General features: G+C 68.4%; 18 protein-coding genes and 2 pseudogenes. 13 read left to right on the top strand and 7 right to left on the bottom strand.

The window, feature by feature from the left end; genetic code table 11:
- Positions 1-193: 193 nt before the first annotated feature.
- Positions 194-1,492, top strand: a complete 1,299-nt coding sequence (locus QT196_RS00490) for an APC family permease (protein ID WP_290356592.1) — start codon at positions 194-196, stop codon at positions 1,490-1,492.
- 107 nt (positions 1,493-1,599) lie between these two features.
- Here the strand turns inward: QT196_RS00490 and QT196_RS00485 are convergent, their stop codons facing one another.
- Entirely contained in the window at positions 1,600-2,055 is a 456-nt protein-coding gene (locus QT196_RS00485; RefSeq protein WP_168483445.1) for a GNAT family N-acetyltransferase, read from the bottom strand.
- Between the two features lie 221 nt (positions 2,056-2,276).
- On the opposite strand from QT196_RS00485, the gene QT196_RS00480 reads away from it, so the two are divergent.
- The 3 genes from QT196_RS00480 (at position 2,277) to QT196_RS00470 (ending at position 3,962) form a co-directional block, all read left to right on the top strand.
- A complete protein-coding gene (locus QT196_RS00480) occupies positions 2,277-2,537 on the top strand; it encodes a hypothetical protein (protein ID WP_168476427.1) in 261 nt (86 codons plus the stop codon).
- Between the two features lie 18 nt (positions 2,538-2,555).
- Positions 2,556-2,729 carry a hypothetical protein gene (locus QT196_RS00475; protein WP_168476426.1) on the top strand — a complete coding sequence of 58 codons (174 nt, stop codon included), beginning with the start codon at positions 2,556-2,558 and terminating at the stop codon, positions 2,727-2,729.
- A 234-nt stretch (positions 2,730-2,963) separates the two neighbouring features.
- Complete coding sequence (locus QT196_RS00470) at positions 2,964-3,962, top strand: DUF1259 domain-containing protein (protein WP_290354081.1); 999 nt, start codon at positions 2,964-2,966, stop codon at positions 3,960-3,962.
- 134 nt (positions 3,963-4,096) lie between these two features.
- Here QT196_RS00470 and QT196_RS00465 read toward each other — a convergent pair whose 3' ends face one another.
- From QT196_RS00465 to QT196_RS00455, 3 genes are all read right to left on the bottom strand, one after another.
- Positions 4,097-4,720, bottom strand: a complete 624-nt coding sequence (locus QT196_RS00465) for an SUKH-4 family immunity protein (protein ID WP_290356591.1) — start codon at positions 4,718-4,720, stop codon at positions 4,097-4,099.
- Between the two features lie 240 nt (positions 4,721-4,960).
- On the bottom strand, positions 4,961-5,515 hold the full coding sequence (locus QT196_RS00460; RefSeq protein ID WP_168476424.1) for a GNAT family N-acetyltransferase: 555 nt from the start codon (positions 5,513-5,515) through the stop codon (positions 4,961-4,963).
- Positions 5,516-5,917: 402 nt separating this feature from the next.
- Complete coding sequence (locus QT196_RS00455; protein WP_290354080.1) at positions 5,918-6,859, bottom strand: alpha/beta hydrolase; 942 nt, start codon at positions 6,857-6,859, stop codon at positions 5,918-5,920.
- A 97-nt stretch (positions 6,860-6,956) separates the two neighbouring features.
- Between QT196_RS00455 and QT196_RS00450 the strand changes: the two genes are divergently transcribed.
- From QT196_RS00450 to QT196_RS00435, 4 genes and pseudogenes are all read left to right on the top strand, one after another.
- Positions 6,957-7,760 (top strand): TetR/AcrR family transcriptional regulator, encoded by an 804-nt coding sequence (locus QT196_RS00450; protein ID WP_290354079.1) that lies wholly within the window; start codon positions 6,957-6,959, stop codon positions 7,758-7,760.
- Positions 7,761-8,186: 426 nt separating this feature from the next.
- Entirely contained in the window at positions 8,187-9,299 is a 1,113-nt protein-coding gene (locus QT196_RS00445; protein WP_323139206.1) for a PP2C family protein-serine/threonine phosphatase, read from the top strand.
- A gap of 743 nt (positions 9,300-10,042) precedes the next feature.
- On the top strand, positions 10,043-11,029 hold the full coding sequence (locus QT196_RS00440; protein ID WP_290354078.1) for an MsnO8 family LLM class oxidoreductase: 987 nt from the start codon (positions 10,043-10,045) through the stop codon (positions 11,027-11,029).
- Positions 11,030-11,060: 31 nt separating this feature from the next.
- Positions 11,061-11,327 (top strand): annotated as a pseudogene (locus QT196_RS00435) (LuxR C-terminal-related transcriptional regulator); the annotation flags it as partial.
- A 51-nt stretch (positions 11,328-11,378) separates the two neighbouring features.
- Here the strand turns inward: QT196_RS00435 and QT196_RS00430 are convergent.
- Together QT196_RS00430 and QT196_RS00425 are read right to left on the bottom strand one after the other, a co-directional pair.
- On the bottom strand, positions 11,379-12,419 hold the full coding sequence (locus QT196_RS00430) for a vWA domain-containing protein (protein WP_290354077.1): 1,041 nt from the start codon (positions 12,417-12,419) through the stop codon (positions 11,379-11,381).
- 1,109 nt (positions 12,420-13,528) lie between these two features.
- Positions 13,529-13,747 (bottom strand): EF-hand domain-containing protein, encoded by a 219-nt coding sequence (locus tag QT196_RS00425; protein ID WP_190143184.1) that lies wholly within the window; start codon positions 13,745-13,747, stop codon positions 13,529-13,531.
- 890 nt (positions 13,748-14,637) lie between these two features.
- Between QT196_RS00425 and QT196_RS00420 the strand changes: the two genes are divergently transcribed.
- From QT196_RS00420 to QT196_RS00410, 3 genes are read left to right on the top strand one after another with little or no spacing between them, the layout of a single operon-like run.
- Complete coding sequence (locus tag QT196_RS00420; RefSeq protein WP_356948497.1) at positions 14,638-14,961, top strand: transposase; 324 nt, start codon at positions 14,638-14,640, stop codon at positions 14,959-14,961.
- Positions 14,962-14,975: 14 nt separating this feature from the next.
- Entirely contained in the window at positions 14,976-15,386 is a 411-nt protein-coding gene (locus tag QT196_RS00415; protein WP_290354076.1) for a transposase, read from the top strand.
- Positions 15,332-15,466: a hypothetical protein gene (locus QT196_RS00410; protein WP_290356814.1), complete on the top strand. Its 135-nt coding sequence runs from the start codon at positions 15,332-15,334 to the stop codon at positions 15,464-15,466. Before QT196_RS00415 ends, QT196_RS00410 begins: the two co-directional genes overlap by 55 nt.
- Here QT196_RS00410 and QT196_RS00405 read toward each other — a convergent pair whose 3' ends face one another.
- Positions 15,467-16,375 (bottom strand): LysR family transcriptional regulator, encoded by a 909-nt coding sequence (locus QT196_RS00405; RefSeq protein WP_290354075.1) that lies wholly within the window; start codon positions 16,373-16,375, stop codon positions 15,467-15,469.
- Between the two features lie 118 nt (positions 16,376-16,493).
- Between QT196_RS00405 and QT196_RS00400 the strand changes: the two genes are divergently transcribed.
- Both QT196_RS00400 and QT196_RS00395 read left to right on the top strand, forming a co-directional pair.
- Positions 16,494-16,844, top strand: a complete 351-nt coding sequence (locus QT196_RS00400; RefSeq protein WP_290354074.1) for a DoxX family protein — start codon at positions 16,494-16,496, stop codon at positions 16,842-16,844.
- Between the two features lie 624 nt (positions 16,845-17,468).
- Positions 17,469-17,966, top strand: a pseudogene (locus QT196_RS00395) (transposase); the annotation flags it as partial.
- Positions 17,967-18,006: the final 40 nt, after the last annotated feature.

Raw genomic sequence — 18,006 nt, 5'->3', positions numbered from 1 at the left:
CCAGCCGCTGAAGGGCCACGAATGATGCCCGTCCAGTAAGGCCGTCCCCCTCCGGGTCATGATCCGGAGGGGGACTGGTCGTTTACGGGGCGGGTGGTCACGAGGCCGCCGACCGCGCCCGTGCTGCCACGTAACCGCACTGCTATACGGTGCGCCGGGTTCGGTGTCTGTGATGCGGCCGGTGGAGGACGCGATGGGTGGCTCGGCGGGATCAGCGGGATCAGCAGGATCGGCGGGCGCGGGGGAGCTGCAACGGCGGCTGGGGGTGCCCGACGCCGTGGTGATCGGCTTGGGGTCGATGATCGGCGCGGGGGTCTTCGCGGCCCTCGCCCCCGCCGCCGCGGCAGCAGGCTCCGCCCTGCTCCTGGGGCTGGCGCTCGCGGCGGTGGTCGCCTTCTGCAACGCCACCTCCTCGGCCCGGCTCGCCGCCCGCTATCCGGCCTCCGGCGGTACCTATGTCTACGGCCGGGAGCGGCTCGGCGACTTCTGGGGCTACCTCGCGGGCTGGGCCTTCATCGTCGGCAAGACCGCCTCCTGCGCGGCGATGGCCCTGACCGTCGGCTCGTACGTCTGGCCCGGCCAGGCCCATGCGGTCGCCGTCGCGGCGGTGGTGGCGCTGACCGCCGTGAACTACGGCGGCGTGCAGAAGTCCGCCTGGCTCACCCGGACGATCGTGGCGGTGGTCCTCGCCGTCCTCGCCGCCGTGGTGCTAGCCGCCCTCACCTCCGGCCAGGCCGACCCCGTACGGCTGGACATCGGCGACGACGCCTCCTTCGCCGGCGTCCTCCAGGCCGCGGGCCTGCTGTTCTTCGCCTTCGCCGGATACGCGCGCATCGCCACCCTCGGCGAGGAGGTCCGCGACCCCGGCCGGACCATTCCCCGCGCCGTCCCGCTCGCCCTGGGAATTACGCTGGTCGTCTACGCGGCGGTCGCCGTCGCCACCCTGCTGGTGCTGGGCCCGCAGCAGTTGGCGCAGGCACCGGCCCCGCTGTCGGACGCCGTACGGGCCGCCGGCGCCGATTGGCTGGCGCCCGCCGTAAGGGCCGGCGCCGCGATCGCTGCCCTAGGTTCCCTCCTCGCCCTGATCCTCGGCGTCTCCCGCACCACCCTGGCCATGGCCCGCGACCGGCATCTGCCGCACGCGCTGGCGGCGGTCCACCCGAAGTTCAAGGTGCCCCATCGCGCCGAACTCGTCGTCGGCGCCGTCGTGGCGGCACTCGCGGCGACGACGGACGTCCGCGGCGCCATCGGCTTCTCCTCCTTCGGCGTGCTGGCCTACTACGCCCTCGCCAACGCCTCCGCCTGGACGCTTTCCCCCACCGAAGGCGCCCCACCCCGGCTCATCCCGGCGGTCGGACTGGCCGGTTGCCTCGTCCTGGCCTTCGCCCTCCCGCTGACGTCGGTGCTCTCGGGCGCCACGGTCCTGGCCTGCGGCGCCGCCGCGTACGGCCTCCGGCGCGCACTCTCCACCCGCAGGCAACGAGGCTCATGAGAAGGGGCGGCTCCGGCTCCACTTCCCCGGCCGGCTCTCCGCAGGCGAACCGCCGGTGGGATCTCGATGAGACCAGGCCATACGCCCCGGCTGCCCGGCAAGCACTCTCACAGCGCCCTCGTCATGAACGTACTGTTCGGGTCGGGCCGGTAGTCCGCGAAGGGCCCGCAGTACTGGAACCCGAACTTCTCGTACAGCCTTCGGGCGGGCAGAAAGAACGCAGCAGCACCGGTCTCCAGACTCAGCCGTGTGAAGCCCATGCCTTGAGCCTCGGCGATGATGTGCTCCAACAGCTGGGAGGCCACTCCACTCCGCTGCCGCGTAGGCCTGGTACGCATCGACTTCAGCTCCGCATGCCCCGCGTCCAGTCTCTTGACCGCGCCACATCCCACCAGTCCGGCACCGTCCGAGGCCGACCAGAACGTGATCTCGGGCTTCCGGAGACTGTCGAGGTCCAGGGCGTGCTTGCTCTCCAACGGCGTGAGCGACCGCATCTGCTGGACATGTTCATCGAGAAAACCGGCGATCTCCGGCCCGGAGAGATCGTCCACCACGACCTTCAACCTGCTCACCATTCCTCCACTCCTGCTCGTCATGGGCGCCACGTCACGTCGGCTGCTGTCGCATGTCTCTGCTGGCGTGCTGGCGTGCGTACTGCCTACCGACACTATGTGGATCTTGACGACCGGACCAGGCCATCGACCTCTCGCAGTGGGCACCACCGACCTGGGCGAACTACCTGAACTTGACCCACTTTCAGGTCTCCACGCCTACGATGTCGCGGATGAACTCTCTGTCCATAGACACCACGTCCGTGAGCTTTGCCCTGGGCGAGGTTTTCGGCGTTCTGCTTGTCGTCGGTGGCGTCCTGACGCTGATCTGGCGCCTGTCCGGCCCTTGGAGACGCGTCTCTGCGCCCCCGCGCCCGCTGCCCGCCTTACAGCTCGCCCAACTGCGCACCAGGCGACGCAACATCGTCGTGGGCGTGCTGGCTCTGATCGCCGCCGGGGGAGTGGTGGCGGCAGTCTCCTCGTACATGACGTGACCCGTTCCCAGCAGGCCGATGGGCGGCCGACTGAGCTGCGGCTATACGAACACCGATCACGGCGAGGCGACCGTCTGTGCATGGAGCGACGCCGCCGCCCTCGGCTTCCTGACTTTGGCAGACGTCGCACGCCTCGTCGATGCCGCCCCGATCGCCGTCGCGTTCCGGACGGCTGCCGAACGGCGGTCCTGAGGAGCCGGCACGGGGGAGCGCTCAAGTCCACCGCAGTCGACGTCGCGCGTCCGAGTCGGATTTTCCGGCCGACCTGACACACGGTCAGAACTCACCGCACCTGCGCAGCGGCAACCTCCGCATCAGGGTGGGATGTGAGCTGATTGCTTAGCCCACCTGGCCCCATGGGGGTGGCGGAGACGCCGTTGACACCACTTCGTCGTGCTTCCATCTCGCCATGGAGGTGCTCACGTGATGACCGCAGACTCATCGCAAGAAAGCTATCCGCAGAGGGGTGCGCCGCGGCGGCGCGTACTGGCCGCAGCTGCTCTGACTCCGATGCTGGCCGGTGCCGCAGCCCCCGCTCGTGCCCTGTCCAGCAGGACGGGCGAGACGAAGAGCCGCGGGCTGGTCCAGCCCGTTCCCACCGCCTTGTCGGACTGGGAGGAGGTGGCCCACGTGCTCGGGCGAAAAGGCGACATGAAGCGAAAGCTGATGTATCACACAGCGCTGCCACGTCACGACCTCCGGGTGCGCTCGCATGGCATCGACGTCAAACCGGCGCTCGCTCTCGGCTCGCATGTGTCCTTCGTCCGGTACGCCGACAAGAGCGCGCTGCTGATGGGTGATGTGGTGGTCACCGAGCAGGAAATGCAGGCGTTCTCCGATGCCCTGCACAAGCACAAGATCGCGCAGACCGCGATCCACAAGCATCTGCTGGCCCAGACTCCCGACATCTGGTGGATCCACGTCCATGCCCACAGCCATCACCCGGTGTCCCTGGCCCGCGGCCTGCGCGCGGCGTTCGACTGTACGGGCACCCCGCCCCCGCGGCCGTCGTCCCAGCGGAAGCCCGGCGACCTGGACACCGCCGGCATCGACGCCGCGCTGGGAGTCAAGGGCTCCGTCGACGACGGCATCTACAAGTGCGTCTTCGTGCGCCGCGAGACCATCACCGACGGTCATCTGGTACTGCCACCGGGCCTGGGCTCGACCAGCGCGTTGAACTTCCAGTCGCTGGGTGACGGGCGGGCCGCGATCAGCGGCGACTGCGCGATGATCGCAAGCGAGGTCCAGGACGTCCTGGTGGCGCTGCGGCGTGCCGGGGCTAGTCTCGTCGAACTGCACAACCACGGCTTGACGGACGAACCTCGCCTGTTCTTCGTCCACTTCTGGGCCGTAGGCGACGGCGTCAGACTCGCCCGCGCCCTGCGCCCGGCGGTGGCCGCCACCAACGTCGTACCGGCCGGCTGACCCCACACGGGCGGTGGGCCCAACGGACCATGACCCGCCTGCCTCAGCTGTGGGCCCACCCTTCCCAGCGCGCTCTCCTCCCGGAGGAGCCCGGCGCCACCTGGTGTCACAGGACGCCTCAAGACCTCAAGACCTCAAGTGTCTTGCCCTATCTCCTCGGCCACCTCGTACTCCTCCTCCAGCGCTTCGGTGACCTTCTCCCACAAGTCGGATTCCATGAGCGGGTCCAGGTCTTCGATCGCTGTGCGGAAGTCCGCCAGCGCCTTCAGCGGCTCCGACCCCTCCAAGCGCTGAGCGAACTGCGTAGCCAGCCCCAGGGCGCCCGCCAGCGTCTTCAGAGAGGAGTGCGCCTCGCCCGCGTAACCCGCCGCGTGGTCCCAGCCGTTGGGGTCGTACAGATCGACGCATCCCCCCACGCCGTCCACCATCAGCGAGAACTCCTGACACTGACCGAACTCGAACGCATACGAGCTGGGCGGCGAATCGTCGTCCGGGGTTCGCCGCCCGAACAGCTCATCCGGATCTTCCGCCCACGGCCCCTTGGTCTTCAGCCTGCTCGAGTCGAAGTCGATGAACTCGAGGAACCCGTCGATCCGCACGGCGGGGAAGCCGACCGTGGTGAGAAACTCCCTCGTCCCCGCATGCTCCAGCCGCTCGGGCAGCTCCGCCTCCGTAGGCCGCCACAGCGACCCCAGCCCGAAACAGGACTCCAGCCACTCCGCCGTGGGGTTCCTGGCTGCCGCCATCCACTCATTCATGCTCACGTGGCTCTCCCGGGCCGCTCTGCTGATCTGACAGCAACAGTGAACCCCAAGGCACTGACAATCGGGCCTGGCGGGTGGCGGGCGGCCCCTCCGCACCGTCTGTCCGTACGCCACTGCTCGGCGACTCGACTTCCGTACGGATGGGGGAGGTTGGGTACATCCCGGACACCGCGGCCGGGGAGGCTGGGGATGGCCACCAGATGGCTCAGTGGCCGGACTGCCGATCAGCGGGCGTCAGGCACTCCGCGAAGGGCGGGTCTCCAGACGCCAGATCACATCAATGCCCGTCTCACTCGGGGCCGCAGGCCCTTCCGGTGTCGGCACGCGCTCCACTTCGGTGAAACCCAAGCGCCGGGCGACGGCCCCGCTGGCGAGGTTCGCCTCGTCATGATGGATCTCGATGCGATCGATGCCATCCATCCGGCGTCCCGCCCGCACCAGGGTGGCAGCAGCCATCGTGGTCAGCCCCTTCCCCGTCCACGCATGGTGGAGCCAATAGCCGATCTCCAGTCCGCCCGGCCCGATCCGACGCATCAGACTGACGCTGCCGACCGCCACACCGTCCGTGGTGATCGCGTAGTAGTACGCCTGCCCCGAGGCCCACTCCTCCTCGCACCGGGCCAGAAAGGCTTCGTCCTGCTCCCGGTCATGGCGGGCCGCAAAGGACATCCAGGGAAGCAAGTGATCACGCGACTCGATCATCAACTGGTGCAGTATCTCGAGGTCTTGGCCACGCCAACGGCGCAGCTCGACCTGATCCGATCGGAGGACTTCAGCGGGATGCTCCATGGCCGAGATCCTGGTGGAGCCACGCCAGTTCGACAACGCAATTACCGGGGTTCAAGAGAGAGGTGGGAGCCCGCAGCGTGATTCAGCCGGTGGATGCTTCCGTGCCGCGTAGCCCTACACAGTCCAGCGCCCAGAAGGCGTCGGAGTAGACGAGGGTGCCGGTCATCCAGGGTTCGTGTGCTGCCAGCCGGACGACTTGGAAGGCGGCAGGCGGGATGCGCAGGGAGGGGGAGTGGAAGCCGAGGGTGTCGGAGCGTTCGAAGCCGCGCGGTGCGTAGTAGTGCGGCGAGCCGGCCGGCGCTCAGCAGCACGTGCCCCACCACTTGCCCGTCAACCGTGGCGACGACGACGGCGGGCCGGCGGGCTGACACTTCGGAAGCCCGCACCCGGGACCGTACGCCGTCAGTCACCTGCCGATGCGGGCAGTTGGCGAGAGGCGTGGGCGGTGGCCAGTCCGTGGATTTCGGTGGCGACGCGGTCCCACGCGCATGGGGGGAATTCGTGGCCGACGCGCGGCAGGAGGACCAGGCGCGAGTCGCGGATCCGTGCGGTGATCGCCTTGCCGGCGCTGGGCTTGATGAGGGGGTCGTCCTCACCGTGGAGGACGAGCGTGGGCCGGGTGATGGCGCTGATCGGCGGTCCGTGCCACTGGGCGCCGATCTGGCGGCTCTGCGCCTGCTGGTCGTGCATACCGCGGTCGGCGTTGCGCGCGGCGGCCTCCCGGGCGGCTCGTTCGTCGAAGGTGCGGTGGGGTGAGGCGAGGAGGCGGGAGACGGCGATGCCGGCTTCGACGGCCCCGTCGGGGGTATCGGGGAACCTCAGGCGGGCGAACTTCGCCAGCGTCCGCATGCGGATGTACCGCATGGTCCGTAGTCCCGAGATGTCTCCGGGGACGGCGGCCATGCAGGTGAGGGTGCGGACACGCCCCGGGTGCCGCAGCGCCACGCGTTGTGCGACGGCTCCGCCGAGGGAGACGCCCAGCAGATGGGCCGACCGCCACCCCAGAGCATTCATGACGGCGACGGCGTCATCTGCCATGTCCTCGGCCGTGTACGCCGTCTCGCGCTTGCCGAAGAGTGCGGAGATCGGGGTACGGGCGGGGGCGGGCGGCAGATGGGTCGACTCCCCGCTGTCGCGCTGGTCGTATCGGGCCACCGCGAAGCCGCGCGCGGCCAGCATCCGGCACAGCCCGTCCGGAATCCACAAACGGTTCACGCCCAGCCCCGTGGCCAGCAGAAGCGGCTCACCGTCGGCCCCTTCGGTCAGCGCATCGAAGGCCAGCCGCACCCCGCCGTTCTCCGCCCAGCGCACGGGGCTCCACAGCATTTCCGGGGCCAAGGACATACGTACCTCCCATAACTGCGACCAATATTAACTGCGACCGTTGTTCGCAGTTTAGAGTAGGGGAGGCATCAGGGGAACGAAGAGGGCAGGTGGGCGAGTGGCTCAGGAACCGGTGACGGTCTGGACGAGGGCTGAACGCGGTACCCGCGGCCCCCTGCCCGCACACAGCCGCGCGGACCTGACCGCGGTCGCCGTCGAGCTGGCGGACCGTGGCGGCCTGTCGGCGGTGTCCATGCGCCAGGTGGCCAAGGAGCTGGGCACCGGCCAGGCCTCCCTCTACCGCTACGTCTCCGGCCGTGAGGACCTCCTCGACCTGATGACGGACGCGGTGGTGGGGGAGATCGACCTCGACGTCCCGTTCCACGGCGATCCCGTTGCGGACCTGGTCGCCCTGGCGGCCCGGGCCAAGGCCGTCCATCTGCGGCACCCCTGGCTGCCCGACATCCCGCCGGAACCTCTGCGGCTGGGGCCGCGGAGCGTGGACTACCTCGAATACGCGCTGCGGGGGATGACGTCCGTACGGCTGCCGGGCCGGACCAAGATGGAAATCGTCGCCCTCATGAGTGCCCTGGTCGCGCAGTTCGCCCGGGCGGAAATCCAGGGCGGCCGCGCGACCACCGACCGTCAGGCGGCACAGGCCGCCTACCTGAGCCAGACGGCCTCACAGGGAGATCATCCCCATGTCGCGGCCGCCATGGCCGATCAGCCCGGAGCGGCCCCCACAGAGGATCCCCAGCAGATGTTCGAGCGGACGATGCACCGGGTGCTGACCGGCCTCGTCGTCGACGACATCACCACGGCCGACGTCGAGGAGGTAGCGCCAGGGGAGGGCGTAGCGACGGGATGGGACGTAGCGCCAGGAGAGGACGTAAAGCCGGTGGGCGGTGGCCACACTCGGTGAGCCGGCTTCTTTGATCGAGGCCCTGCGAGGACCCGCGAGGCCCCGGGCGAGGACCCCTGGCGACCGCCGCGGCCACACCGCCCACGACGCGCACGCCTCCTAGAACACCCGCGACACGCACGGACGCCCACGAAACCAACCGCCGCGACCTCCGCTGCCCGGACGAGCAGCCCCCTGCTGAGCAGGTGGAGGAGCGGTCTGAGCAGGCGGGGAGTCCCCCCCCAGGCCACCACCATCTCGGCTCGGCCCCGCAGGCATTTCTCGAAGCCGCTCCGCCTCGCACCGCCCCGCGCGATGTCGGCTGTTTGGCTGCGGCGGCGGTGTCGTCGCGGACACGTCCGGCGCCACGGGCACACCGAGAGGCATCATGGTCTGATGAGGGTGTTGCCGGTGTGGTCACGGGTGCGCCGTTGGGTTCCGGCCTTGGTGATCGCTCTTGCGGCGTTGGTGGACCTGCTGACGCCTACCTCCGTGTCGTCCGCTCCACTGCTGGCCGTGGCGCCGGTGACGGCGGTTTCACTATTCGGCCCCGTGGGGGTCGTCGGGGTCGGCGTTTCGGCGATGCTGGCGCAGGCAGGTCTGGCCTTCCTCGACGGCTCGTACGACTGGCAGGGCGACGCGGCCGTGCAGATCACGCTGGCGTCCGTCACCGCGCTGGCGGTCGGCCTGAACCGGTCCCTGCGCATGCAGCATGCGAGCGCCAGCCGGGCACGCTACGCGGCGGAGATGGCCCAGCGGGCCGTGCTCCCCAGCCCTCCCAGCCGGCTGGGGGATCTGCGGATCGCCGCCCGCTATGTGCCGGCCGAGGACATGGCGCTGATCGGCGGCGATCTCTATGTGATGCAGGAGACCCCGTTCGGGGTGCGCGCCATGGTCGGCGACGTACGGGGCAAGGGCTTGTCCGCCGTCACGGCCGTCAGCGTCGACATCGGGGTCTTCCGCTACGCCGCCGATCATGAACATGACCTGCCTGCCCTGGTGGCGTGCATGGAGGAGGCCCTGTTGCGCGAAAGCCAGCGGCGGGAGGGCCTGGACGCGACGGAGGGGTTCACCACTGCCCTGATCGTGCAGTTCGCCGATGATCTGAGCCAGATCCACATCGTCAACCGGGGCCATCCCGCCCCTGTGCTGCTGCATGCCGACGGCCGGGCGCGCGTCCTGGAGCCGGTGGAAGAGGCACCGCCCCTGGGCATCTCCGGCCTGGACACCTGGGCCTCCCCGGTGGAGACGCACCCCTTCCCGCCCGGGGCGATGCTGCTGTGCTTCACCGACGGTGTCACCGAGGCGCGCGATCCTGCAGGCGTCTTCTACGACCCCGCGGTCCGGGTGCCGCACATGGTGCAGTCCTACCTGCGCCAGACCAGCCACTTCCCGGAACCTTCGACGGTCCTCGACCTCCTGGCCCGCGACGTCAGCCGCCACAGCGGCGGCTCCCCCCAGGACGATCAGGCCCTCCTCGCGCTGCACCGACCGCTACCGCAACAGGACCTCCTCGCCCGACCGCGCCAGGGGCAGCCACCGGGGGCGGGCGCTCTGTGAAGGGGTCGTGCTAGCGGCCACTCCGCCCGCTCGGCTGTGCGTCCCTGCCTCACCCGATGGGTCTGCATCACGAAGGGACTGAATGTGGAAAGGGCTGAATGGCGAAGGGTCCCTGCCTCACCCGAGGCAGGGACCCTTGTGCGTGGAGCGCCCGGCAGGCCTTGCACCTGCATTTCCCGCCGGCTGGCGGACGTCTTTCCTTGGACCACAGACGCGTGACTCCGAAGTGGTGCGCCGGAGTTGCATCATGATCATAAAGGGTCCGCGGGTCCGCAGTGCAACTCGCTCGTTCCCGCCCCCGCTCCCGCCCCCGCCCTCGACCGCCTCCGGGGCACCGGCCGCTCGTCCTCGCCATCCCGGCGCTCTCCGCCCCGACGCCCAGGCGCTCTCCGCCCTGGCGGCCCGACGTTGACGCCGATGCCCCGGCACTCACCAAGTGCCACTCGTACTCATGCCTTTGGGTCGCTCCCGTCCGCCCCCTCCTCTCTCCCCCCCCCCCCGCGATGGCGGAAGTCCACACAAACTTGTCCGATTGGGAGGTGCCGATTGGCGGCTGTCCGGCTCGGGCATCCTCGCAGTGGCATATGCCGCAACGGTGCGTGCCACCCGTGCAGTGCCGCGCGCGGGCGGCCGTGCGAGCGAACCCGGCTCGCACGGCCACCCAAGCCCGCTCACCGTCGCCCCGGCACCCCGAAAGCAAGATCAGCACCCCGCGCCGCCTGCGTGATCTCTATGCTGACGACATGTTCGACATATCTCTTTCGGCGCTTGAAGTCGCGATGGTCCAAACAGGCGCCCGAGCCGCGGATACCTTGCGCGACACCGCGGCGTTCGCACAGGGACTGGAACGGCTCGGCTACCACCGGATCTGGTACGCCGAGCATCACCATTCACCCGCGATCGGCGCATTCCCGCCGGTGCTGCTGGCCGCGCACGCTGCCGCTCTGACCTCGGCGATCCGTCTCGGTTCGGGCGGAGTGCTGGCCCCCAACCACGCACCCCTCACGCTGGCCGAACAGTTCGGAACCCTGGCCGCCTTGCACCCGGACCGTATCGACCTGGGCATCGGCCGCGGCCCCGGCACCTTCGACGAGTCCATCGCACGGGCCCTGCGCCGCGGAGCCGGACCGACGACGGATGCGGAGTACGAGGACGACGTGTCCGCGACGCTGTCCTTCCTGGTCGACGAGGTCGCCCTCGGCCCGCTGCCGGAGCCGTGGCTGCTGGCCTCCAGTCCCGCAGGTGCCGCTCTCGCCGCGCGACTGGGCCTGCCGGTCGCGGTCGCACACCACATCCGGCCGGACAACACCCCAGCGGTGCTGGAGCGTTACCGGGCGGAGTTCACCCCGTCGCGCTGGTGCGAGCGGCCCCGGGTGCTGTTGTGCGTGGAGACGGTATGCGCCGAGACGTCAGACGAGGCGGCGTGGGGCATCGGCCCGATGGACGTCGTCAAGGCCGGCCTCCTGAAGGGCCTGAGCGAAATCCCCTTCCCCACGCCCGAGGAGGCAGCAGCCCACCCCTTCACGGAGGAGGAGCGCCGCGCACTGGCCGCCTTCCGCGCACAACAGGCCGTCGGCACGCCGGACACGGTCATTCGCCGGCTCACGGAACTGGCCAGCGAGACCGCGGCCGACGAACTGATGCTGACCACACCGGTCTACGACCTCGGTGACCGCATTCGTTCCTACGAGCTCATCAAGAAGTACTCCGGGGCAGCGGCAGCATCCTAGGGGTTGGGGGAGTGCCGGAGTCACTGAGCGCGCTGCCCGACGGCTCATCGAGCACCATCACCACACGGCACGCGGCGCCTCGGCCGCCGCCCGGGAGCGGGTGGAGCGCCTGACGCCGCGCGAGACCGATGTCCTCGGCCTGCTTGCCGGCGGCGCGTCCAACGCCGAGATCGCCACCGGTCTGGGCATGCGGGAGAGCACCGTCAAAGCACACGTCAGCCGCATCCTGGCCGCCCTCGAGGTGGACAACCGGGTGCAGGCGGCACTGTGCGCCAAGGACGCCGGTCTGACACGCTGAATGTGGAGAAGACCCCGCCAGTTGGTCCGGTCCGGCGGGGTTTTCAGAGCGTCAGATCATGAGCAGCAGCCGTGTGTGCGGTACCAGTTTGCGGTTCACGCTGGTGCTCTGCACAAAGATCGTGAAGTCGTCGTTGTGGTCCGGCTTGATACGGACTTCCGTGTCGGGCAGGCCCAGCAGCGCTCGGGCCTGCGGCCCCGTGTACACCCGGTCCGTTTTCTTCTCCAGCACCGCAATCTGCTTCCGCGCCTGGATTTTCTCCGACTTGCTCAGCTGATAGAACGCACAACCGGTCCGGTAAGTGTGCCCGCATTCGATGACCCAGTCCCGGATCGCCGCGTCGCGAGCCACCGGAATCAGCTGGTACTCCGACGCATCCACCGGGGTGAGGCCGGCTGCCTTTATGGTGTCCTTGTTGACGGCTTCGGCGCCCGTGGAGAACACCGCCCGTGATCCCCGGATTCCCTGGGCGCGACCCATCATAAAGTTCTCAGTTGCCTGCTGGATGACCTGCCCGGCTTCCTCCAGGCCCTGTGTGCTCGTGGCGTCCCAGATGGCGATGTTGTCCTTAGGGAAGCCGCACTGCATGGCCTCGCGCTTGCCCATCTGATCCGGCACAAGGACGGCCAGCGTCCAGTTGTCCTCCTGCGTCGCGATCATCTTGGACACAGCCTGCACCAGTTCACGCGGATCCCTTGCGGAAACATCCAGGCAGCGATGACTCGCGTTCTCCTGCCCATCAGTCAGAACGAACGTCAGGAAGCTGTGGTCACCGTAAAGTTGAGCGGTCTGCGCCAGCTCCCGCTGCGACTTCAGCGTGGCCGCCAGCAGAGCAGTCATTCCACCGACCCGATACAGCTGCTTCAAAGACGGCATCCGCAGCACGTCCTTGTCGTAGATGACGCACTCCACCTTGTCCGCGAAGACATACACGGTCACGCGGGTTTCCTGGTCCAGTTCCTTCGACCGGCGGGCCAGATAGGAAATCTGCTGGTCGGCGACTTCGACGACCTTGCGGCTCAGGTGTGACATGGACGAACTGGCATCCAGCACAAGAGCAACGTGATTGATGTAGTTCTGGTTTCCGGACATGACGCTCCCCCTCTTTCGGCCTTTCCGACTCGATGCTCCTACCTTCTCACCCACCACTGACAATCGATCTTGAAGACGAGGTGGGATGCATGCAGGAAGGCCTGCCGGAGCGTCAGCTGACCAGATGCCCTCGTTGGGGTGCTGGCGTGCCAGGCGCCGGCCCGCGTCACAGGCTGGCCTTGGCCAGGACGTATCGGAGACCTGACACCCGAAGCCGCCGGCGAGTGCCCGCACGAGCGAGTCGCCGACGCCGTAGCGGCGGTAGGCAGGCCGATGCCACGGGGCCGTCGTCGCCCTCAACGTCCTCACAGCACGGAACGTGAAGAACCCAGCCATCAATGCGGAACGCCAGCCGGTCGGCGAGCGCGTGGGGCCTGCTGGAGTCGCGGTTGAGTCGACTGCGCACGGCACTTCGACCGTGGCCTCGACGTGCGCGAACGGAACCTACAGGGTGGCCGCAACGCGGGCCGTTGCCCACGAGAAGCCACCCGGGCAGCCGTCGCACCAGACTTGGTCGACCAGCCGCGTCGCGCGCTCTGCCGACACTTCCATGCCGAAAGCGAGCAGCTCGAGGTCGTGTCCGAGCGCGGTCGCGTTCGACCGTGGCGTATCAGCGGAGGCCGGGACGCGGAGCTTCCGTGAGCGGCGACAGCGGCCGAGCATCCCTGGTGAAGAGCCAGAGCGGGCCTGCTCACGGCCGAAAGTCCACTCACCGTGCGATCCGTGCTTGTCCAGCTGCTGCCAAGTCCCGCTACTGGGTGAGGCACCAGAGTCCCGCCGGACGGGGAGGTATCACTGTGCGCGTCCGACTGGTGGGCGACCCGCTCGGTCGCCGTGAGCTGTCGACCGACCGGGCCCGTGGGCCGGGCCTGGCTCGCCGCTGGTGATGCCGATTAGGGTTGAACGTCCACGCGCACGCGAGCCCGTGACCGGCATCGTCCTGGCAATGGCCTGGCCCACCGCGCCACTGGTAGACGCTGACGGCTACGCGGTCCGCATGGCCCCGTCAATTGTCCGGCAGACACATCAGACCCCGGGCTTACGACGGCCCGGGGCCCGCGTGCACCGGCGTGTCCGGACGGCTCAACCACGGGCCGGACCGGGCAGCGTCAGCCCTTCATGGCTGCCCAGAACTCCTCGAAGGACATCTGGCGATCGCCGTTGGTGTCGAGCGAGTCGATCAGCTCCTGGGCCTGCGATTCGCTGATCTCCGAGCCCTCCAACTCCGCCACGACCTTGCGGTATTCGGCCGCGGTGACCAGGCCGTCCCCGTCGATGTCGTACCGCTCAAAGACCTTCCGCGCCGCCGTCTCCATGATGTCTGCCATGTGCTCCACCCTTGTGCGATCTTCGCTGACGGGCCCAGATTATCGTTCGTCCCAAGCAGCACGGGCGCTGCCCAACCTTCCTAGCAGTTGCGCGCCAAGCCCGCTCCAAGGCCCATGACCCCACCTGTCTGGTCGTCGGTGGTGGTCAGATGGGAATGGCTGGATTCGTCCTTTTGTTCTCGCTGTGGGGTGGGTTTCTTGCGGATGGAATGCCGACGTCACATCGGTTCACGCCACACGCCTTGCCCAACGCCGCGGCCGAAGACCTGCGCGCACTGTGCGAAACCCTCGTCACACCCCCCTGCCGCCGCTATCACCGGCTTCGTCACCGACCAGGTGCCCGAACCTCGCAGCGCACTGATCCTCGCCTGCGTCCTGCAATCGACCAACACCGACGACGGCGCGCGCTTTTGGTGGCAGTGCAGTACGTGGCTGGTGCCGGCCAAGGCGCCGCGGCCTACTGCCTCTACCTCCACCACCTCTCCCTCGGCGAGGACGACCCAGTGGTGGCACCACCAGACCGACGACGTCCAACCCCTACCTCACCCCGGCACCGGCACCGGCAAGCGTGAGCGCCTCACCAGCGCCTCCATCGCCAGCGCTCCCATCACCACGATCCTGCGCGTCTGCGCCACCTGGCCAAGCACACCAGCGGCCGCCGCTCCGCCGCGGTCACCGACCTCATGGCCTACATGCGCACCGCCGTAGCGGTCGGCTATCTTGGCGGGTCTGCCATGGAACTGCCCATGCCGGGACCCAGCTTCGCCCGCAGAATCTGCACCCTGCTCACCGCAGCCGACAACTGGCCTGACGTCCCCAGCCGGCTTCCCGCTCGCGTCATGTCTTCGACCCGAGCGAGGCGCGACGCCGCTCGTGACCTACGGCGGTAGCTGATCGACGGCATACGGTGGCGGACTCGGGCTGGGGCGCCGTGGCGGGATGTCCCGGAGAGGTATGGCCCCTGGGGCCGGGTGTACGACCTGTTCCGTCTTTGGCAGCGGGACGGGACCTGGCAGCGGATCTTCACCCAGCTCCAAGCCCAGGCCGACACGAAGAGCCTGATCACCTGGGATATCAATGTCGACTCCACTGTCTGCCGGGCCCACCAGCACGCCGCCGGGGCTAGGAAAAGGGGGACCTGCAAAAGGAACCGCCCGGCGGAATCGTCACCGGGCCGGATGACCATGGCCTTGGGCGCTCGCGCGGCGGCCTGACCACCAAGCTGCATGTGGCCGTCGAGCAGGGGCAGAAGGCCGTGTCGATTGTGATCACGGCCGGGCAGCGCGGAGACTCGCCGCAGTTCGAGCCTGTCCTAAAGGCGATCTGCGTGCCACGCATGGGGCAGGGAAGGCCCCGCACCCGGCCCGACCGCGTGTGCGCTGACAAGGCGTATGCCTCCCGGAAGAACCGTGCCTACCTGCGCCGGCGCGGGATCCGCTGCACCACCTGGACAAGGCCGACCAGGTCCGTAACCGCAAGAAACTCGGCTCTTACGGCGGTCGTCCGCCGAAATTCGACAAGACCGACTACCGCGAGCGCCACGCTGTCGAGTGCGGCATCAATCGCCTCAAGAGGCACTGGGTCGTGGCCACGAGGTACGACCAGCTCGCGGTCCGCTACGAGGCCACCGTCCTCGTAGCGGCCATCAATGAGTGGGTGACCACCGCGCTCGCCGATAATGCCGAGGATGGTGTGATGCGGTCGGCGCGGGCCATGTGATCAGGTGGTGGCCTCCTGTGGCCACGGTCTGTCCAGGCAGCAGTGGATGAAGTCCTGCACGACGGGGTTGGTGTCGTCGGCGCAGGCCCAGGCGACGCCGACCTGACTGGGGCTGACGCCGCTGACGGGGCGGTAGGTGATGCCGGGGCGGGCGTAGAAGCGGGCGGCGGATGCAGGGGCGAGGGCGATGCCGTAGCCGTTGGCGATGGTGCTGAGCCAGTCGTCCGGCTGGTCGGTGACGGCGCCGATGCGGACCGGATGGCCGTCGCGTTCGTCGGTGGCCAGCCAGTGGTCTCGCCACCAGCCTGTTTCACGCGGGGCGGCCACGAACGGCTCACCCCACAGCTCTCGGAAGGGGATCACGTCGCGCGCGGTGAGAGGGTGTTCCTCGGGGAGCGCGACCCAGCGGGGCTCGGTGAACAGCACTGCCGTCCGCAGTGCTTCGTGGCCGGGGAAGGGCAGGCGTAGCAGGGCGACGTCGACGTCCCCGTCAGCGAGCCCGGCACTCGGATTCGACCAGGTGGCCTGCCGCATATCCACCCGCCAGCCCGGCCGACGCCGGGTGAACTCCGCGATGATGCGTGGGGTGGCCTCGTTGGCGGCACTGGCAATGAAGCCGACCCGCAGAATGCGGGCTGCCCGGCTGGCGGCGCTCTTGGTCTCCTGCAGCACCTGGTCCCAGTCGGTCAGTAGGGCGGGCACCCGCTCTGCCAGGGTCAGGCCCGGCTCTGTGAGCGACATGCCGGTGCGGGACCGCGTGAACAGTTGCACTCCGAGCTGGGTCTCCAGTTGCTTGATCTGCTTGGTGAGCGCCGGCTGGGACACGAACAGACGTTCCGCGGCGCGGGTGAGAGTCCCCTCCTCCGCCACAGCGACGAAGTAGCGCAGCAGCCGAGTGTCCACATCCATGCTTTCAGGTTATAGGTGCAGGTATTGGCCGCCGCTCAAGGGCTCGGGGGAGGCTTGTCGAGGTGAGCGAGCTGGGCTCGCCGGACTCACAAATGCGCTCGACTGAAAGACGAGGCACATGTTCACCGCCTACGCGATCATCACCGTCATCGCAATCCTGGCCAACGCCGGAATCGCCATCGCGGACTTCTTGCGGGCCGAGTTCGTCCTCGCCAACTCGGCTGAAGTGGGTCTACCGCCGACCTGGCTCCCGTGGCTCGCTGGGCTCAAGGCCGCTGGGGCCGCCGGTCTCCTGCTCGGGCTTGTGGGTGTCCCGGTCATCGGCGTTGCTGCCGCGACAGGGCTCGTCCTGTTCTTCATCGGCGCCATAGCCGCACACGTCCGTGGTCGCGCCTATGACCACATCGCCTTTCCTGGGGGCTATCTGGCTCTGGCCGCTGCATCCCTCGTCCTCGCCGTAGCCCAATAGACATCAGAGCGCCGCACGAAAGCCATGGCCAACAGCGCCAGCTGAAGTCGCTGTTCCCACAGCACGTCCGTCGACCGATCTACACGGTTCAAGCCACAGTCGCGGGCCGGCCAGATCGCTCGGCCCGCGCTGCTTGACAACCCATGACTTGATCAGCTTTCGGTACCGGCCCTGGGACGGCGCAGTGTCAGGCTCTGGCGCTGTTGTACTCCGGCTCTCCGCTTTCGAGCACACGGAGCAGGAACGCGGTGACGACACGTGTACTACGGCGGATACGCAGCACACGGCATGGGAACTCCCCGCGACGAGCCAGGTCGTACCAAGTCGCACGCGAGAACCCCAACGCCCTGGAAGTATCCTCCGCGTTCCCTAACTTGATCTTTAACCTTGTGTGTCGAACGACCTGTCGTACTTGATCACTCGGACTGGCAACTGCCGTGCACGAGGGCGGCCTTCGGCTGAGCATGTGATCCGACCAAGGAACACACAAGCTCAGCGCGAAGGCCGTGGGGATGAGTCTGTTGGATCACGCTGTCCGGCAGGATCCGTTTGCGGAACTGTCACACTTCCGGGGTGGGGACTGTAAGACGTTCGGTGTAACTCCCGATCATGGAAGATGCATCGATGACGAGTGAGAACGTGTCCGAGTCTGAGGCTGTCGAGTCGGCAGAGGCTGTGTCGGCGAAGGCCGTGGACGACCAGTTGATCGACGAGCTGGTGGGCCGAGCCCGGGCCGAAGGGCTGCAGCTGACCGGGGAGAGCCGGCTTCTGCAGCAGCTGACCAAGCGGCTGCTGGAGTCCGCCCTGGAAGGCGAGATCACCGACCATCTCGGCTATGACAAGCACGACCCGGCCGGCAAGGACGGCGGCAACTCCCGCAACGGCAAACGCTCCAAGACCGTCCTGACCGACGTCGGCCCGGTGGAGATAACCGTGCCCCGCGATCGTGACGGCTCCTTCGAGCCGAAGATCGTCAAGAAGCGGCAGAAGCGTCTGACCGGCGTCGACGAGATGGTCATCTCGCTGGCCGCGAAGGGGCTGACCACCGGCGAAGTGCAGGCCCATCTGGCGGAGGTCTACGGGGCCGAGGTCTCCCAGCAGACCATTTCCACCATCACCGACAGCGATAGTGATACCCGGGTCCCCGGTGGTCGTGGCTCGA

The sequence above is a fragment of the Streptomyces sp. P9-2B-2 genome, from assembly GCF_030406865.1.
GTDB lineage: Bacteria > Actinomycetota > Actinomycetes > Streptomycetales > Streptomycetaceae > Streptomyces > Streptomyces platensis.
The sequence above is the reverse complement of the archived record's forward strand: the minus strand, read 5'-3'. Positions and strand labels throughout refer to the sequence as shown.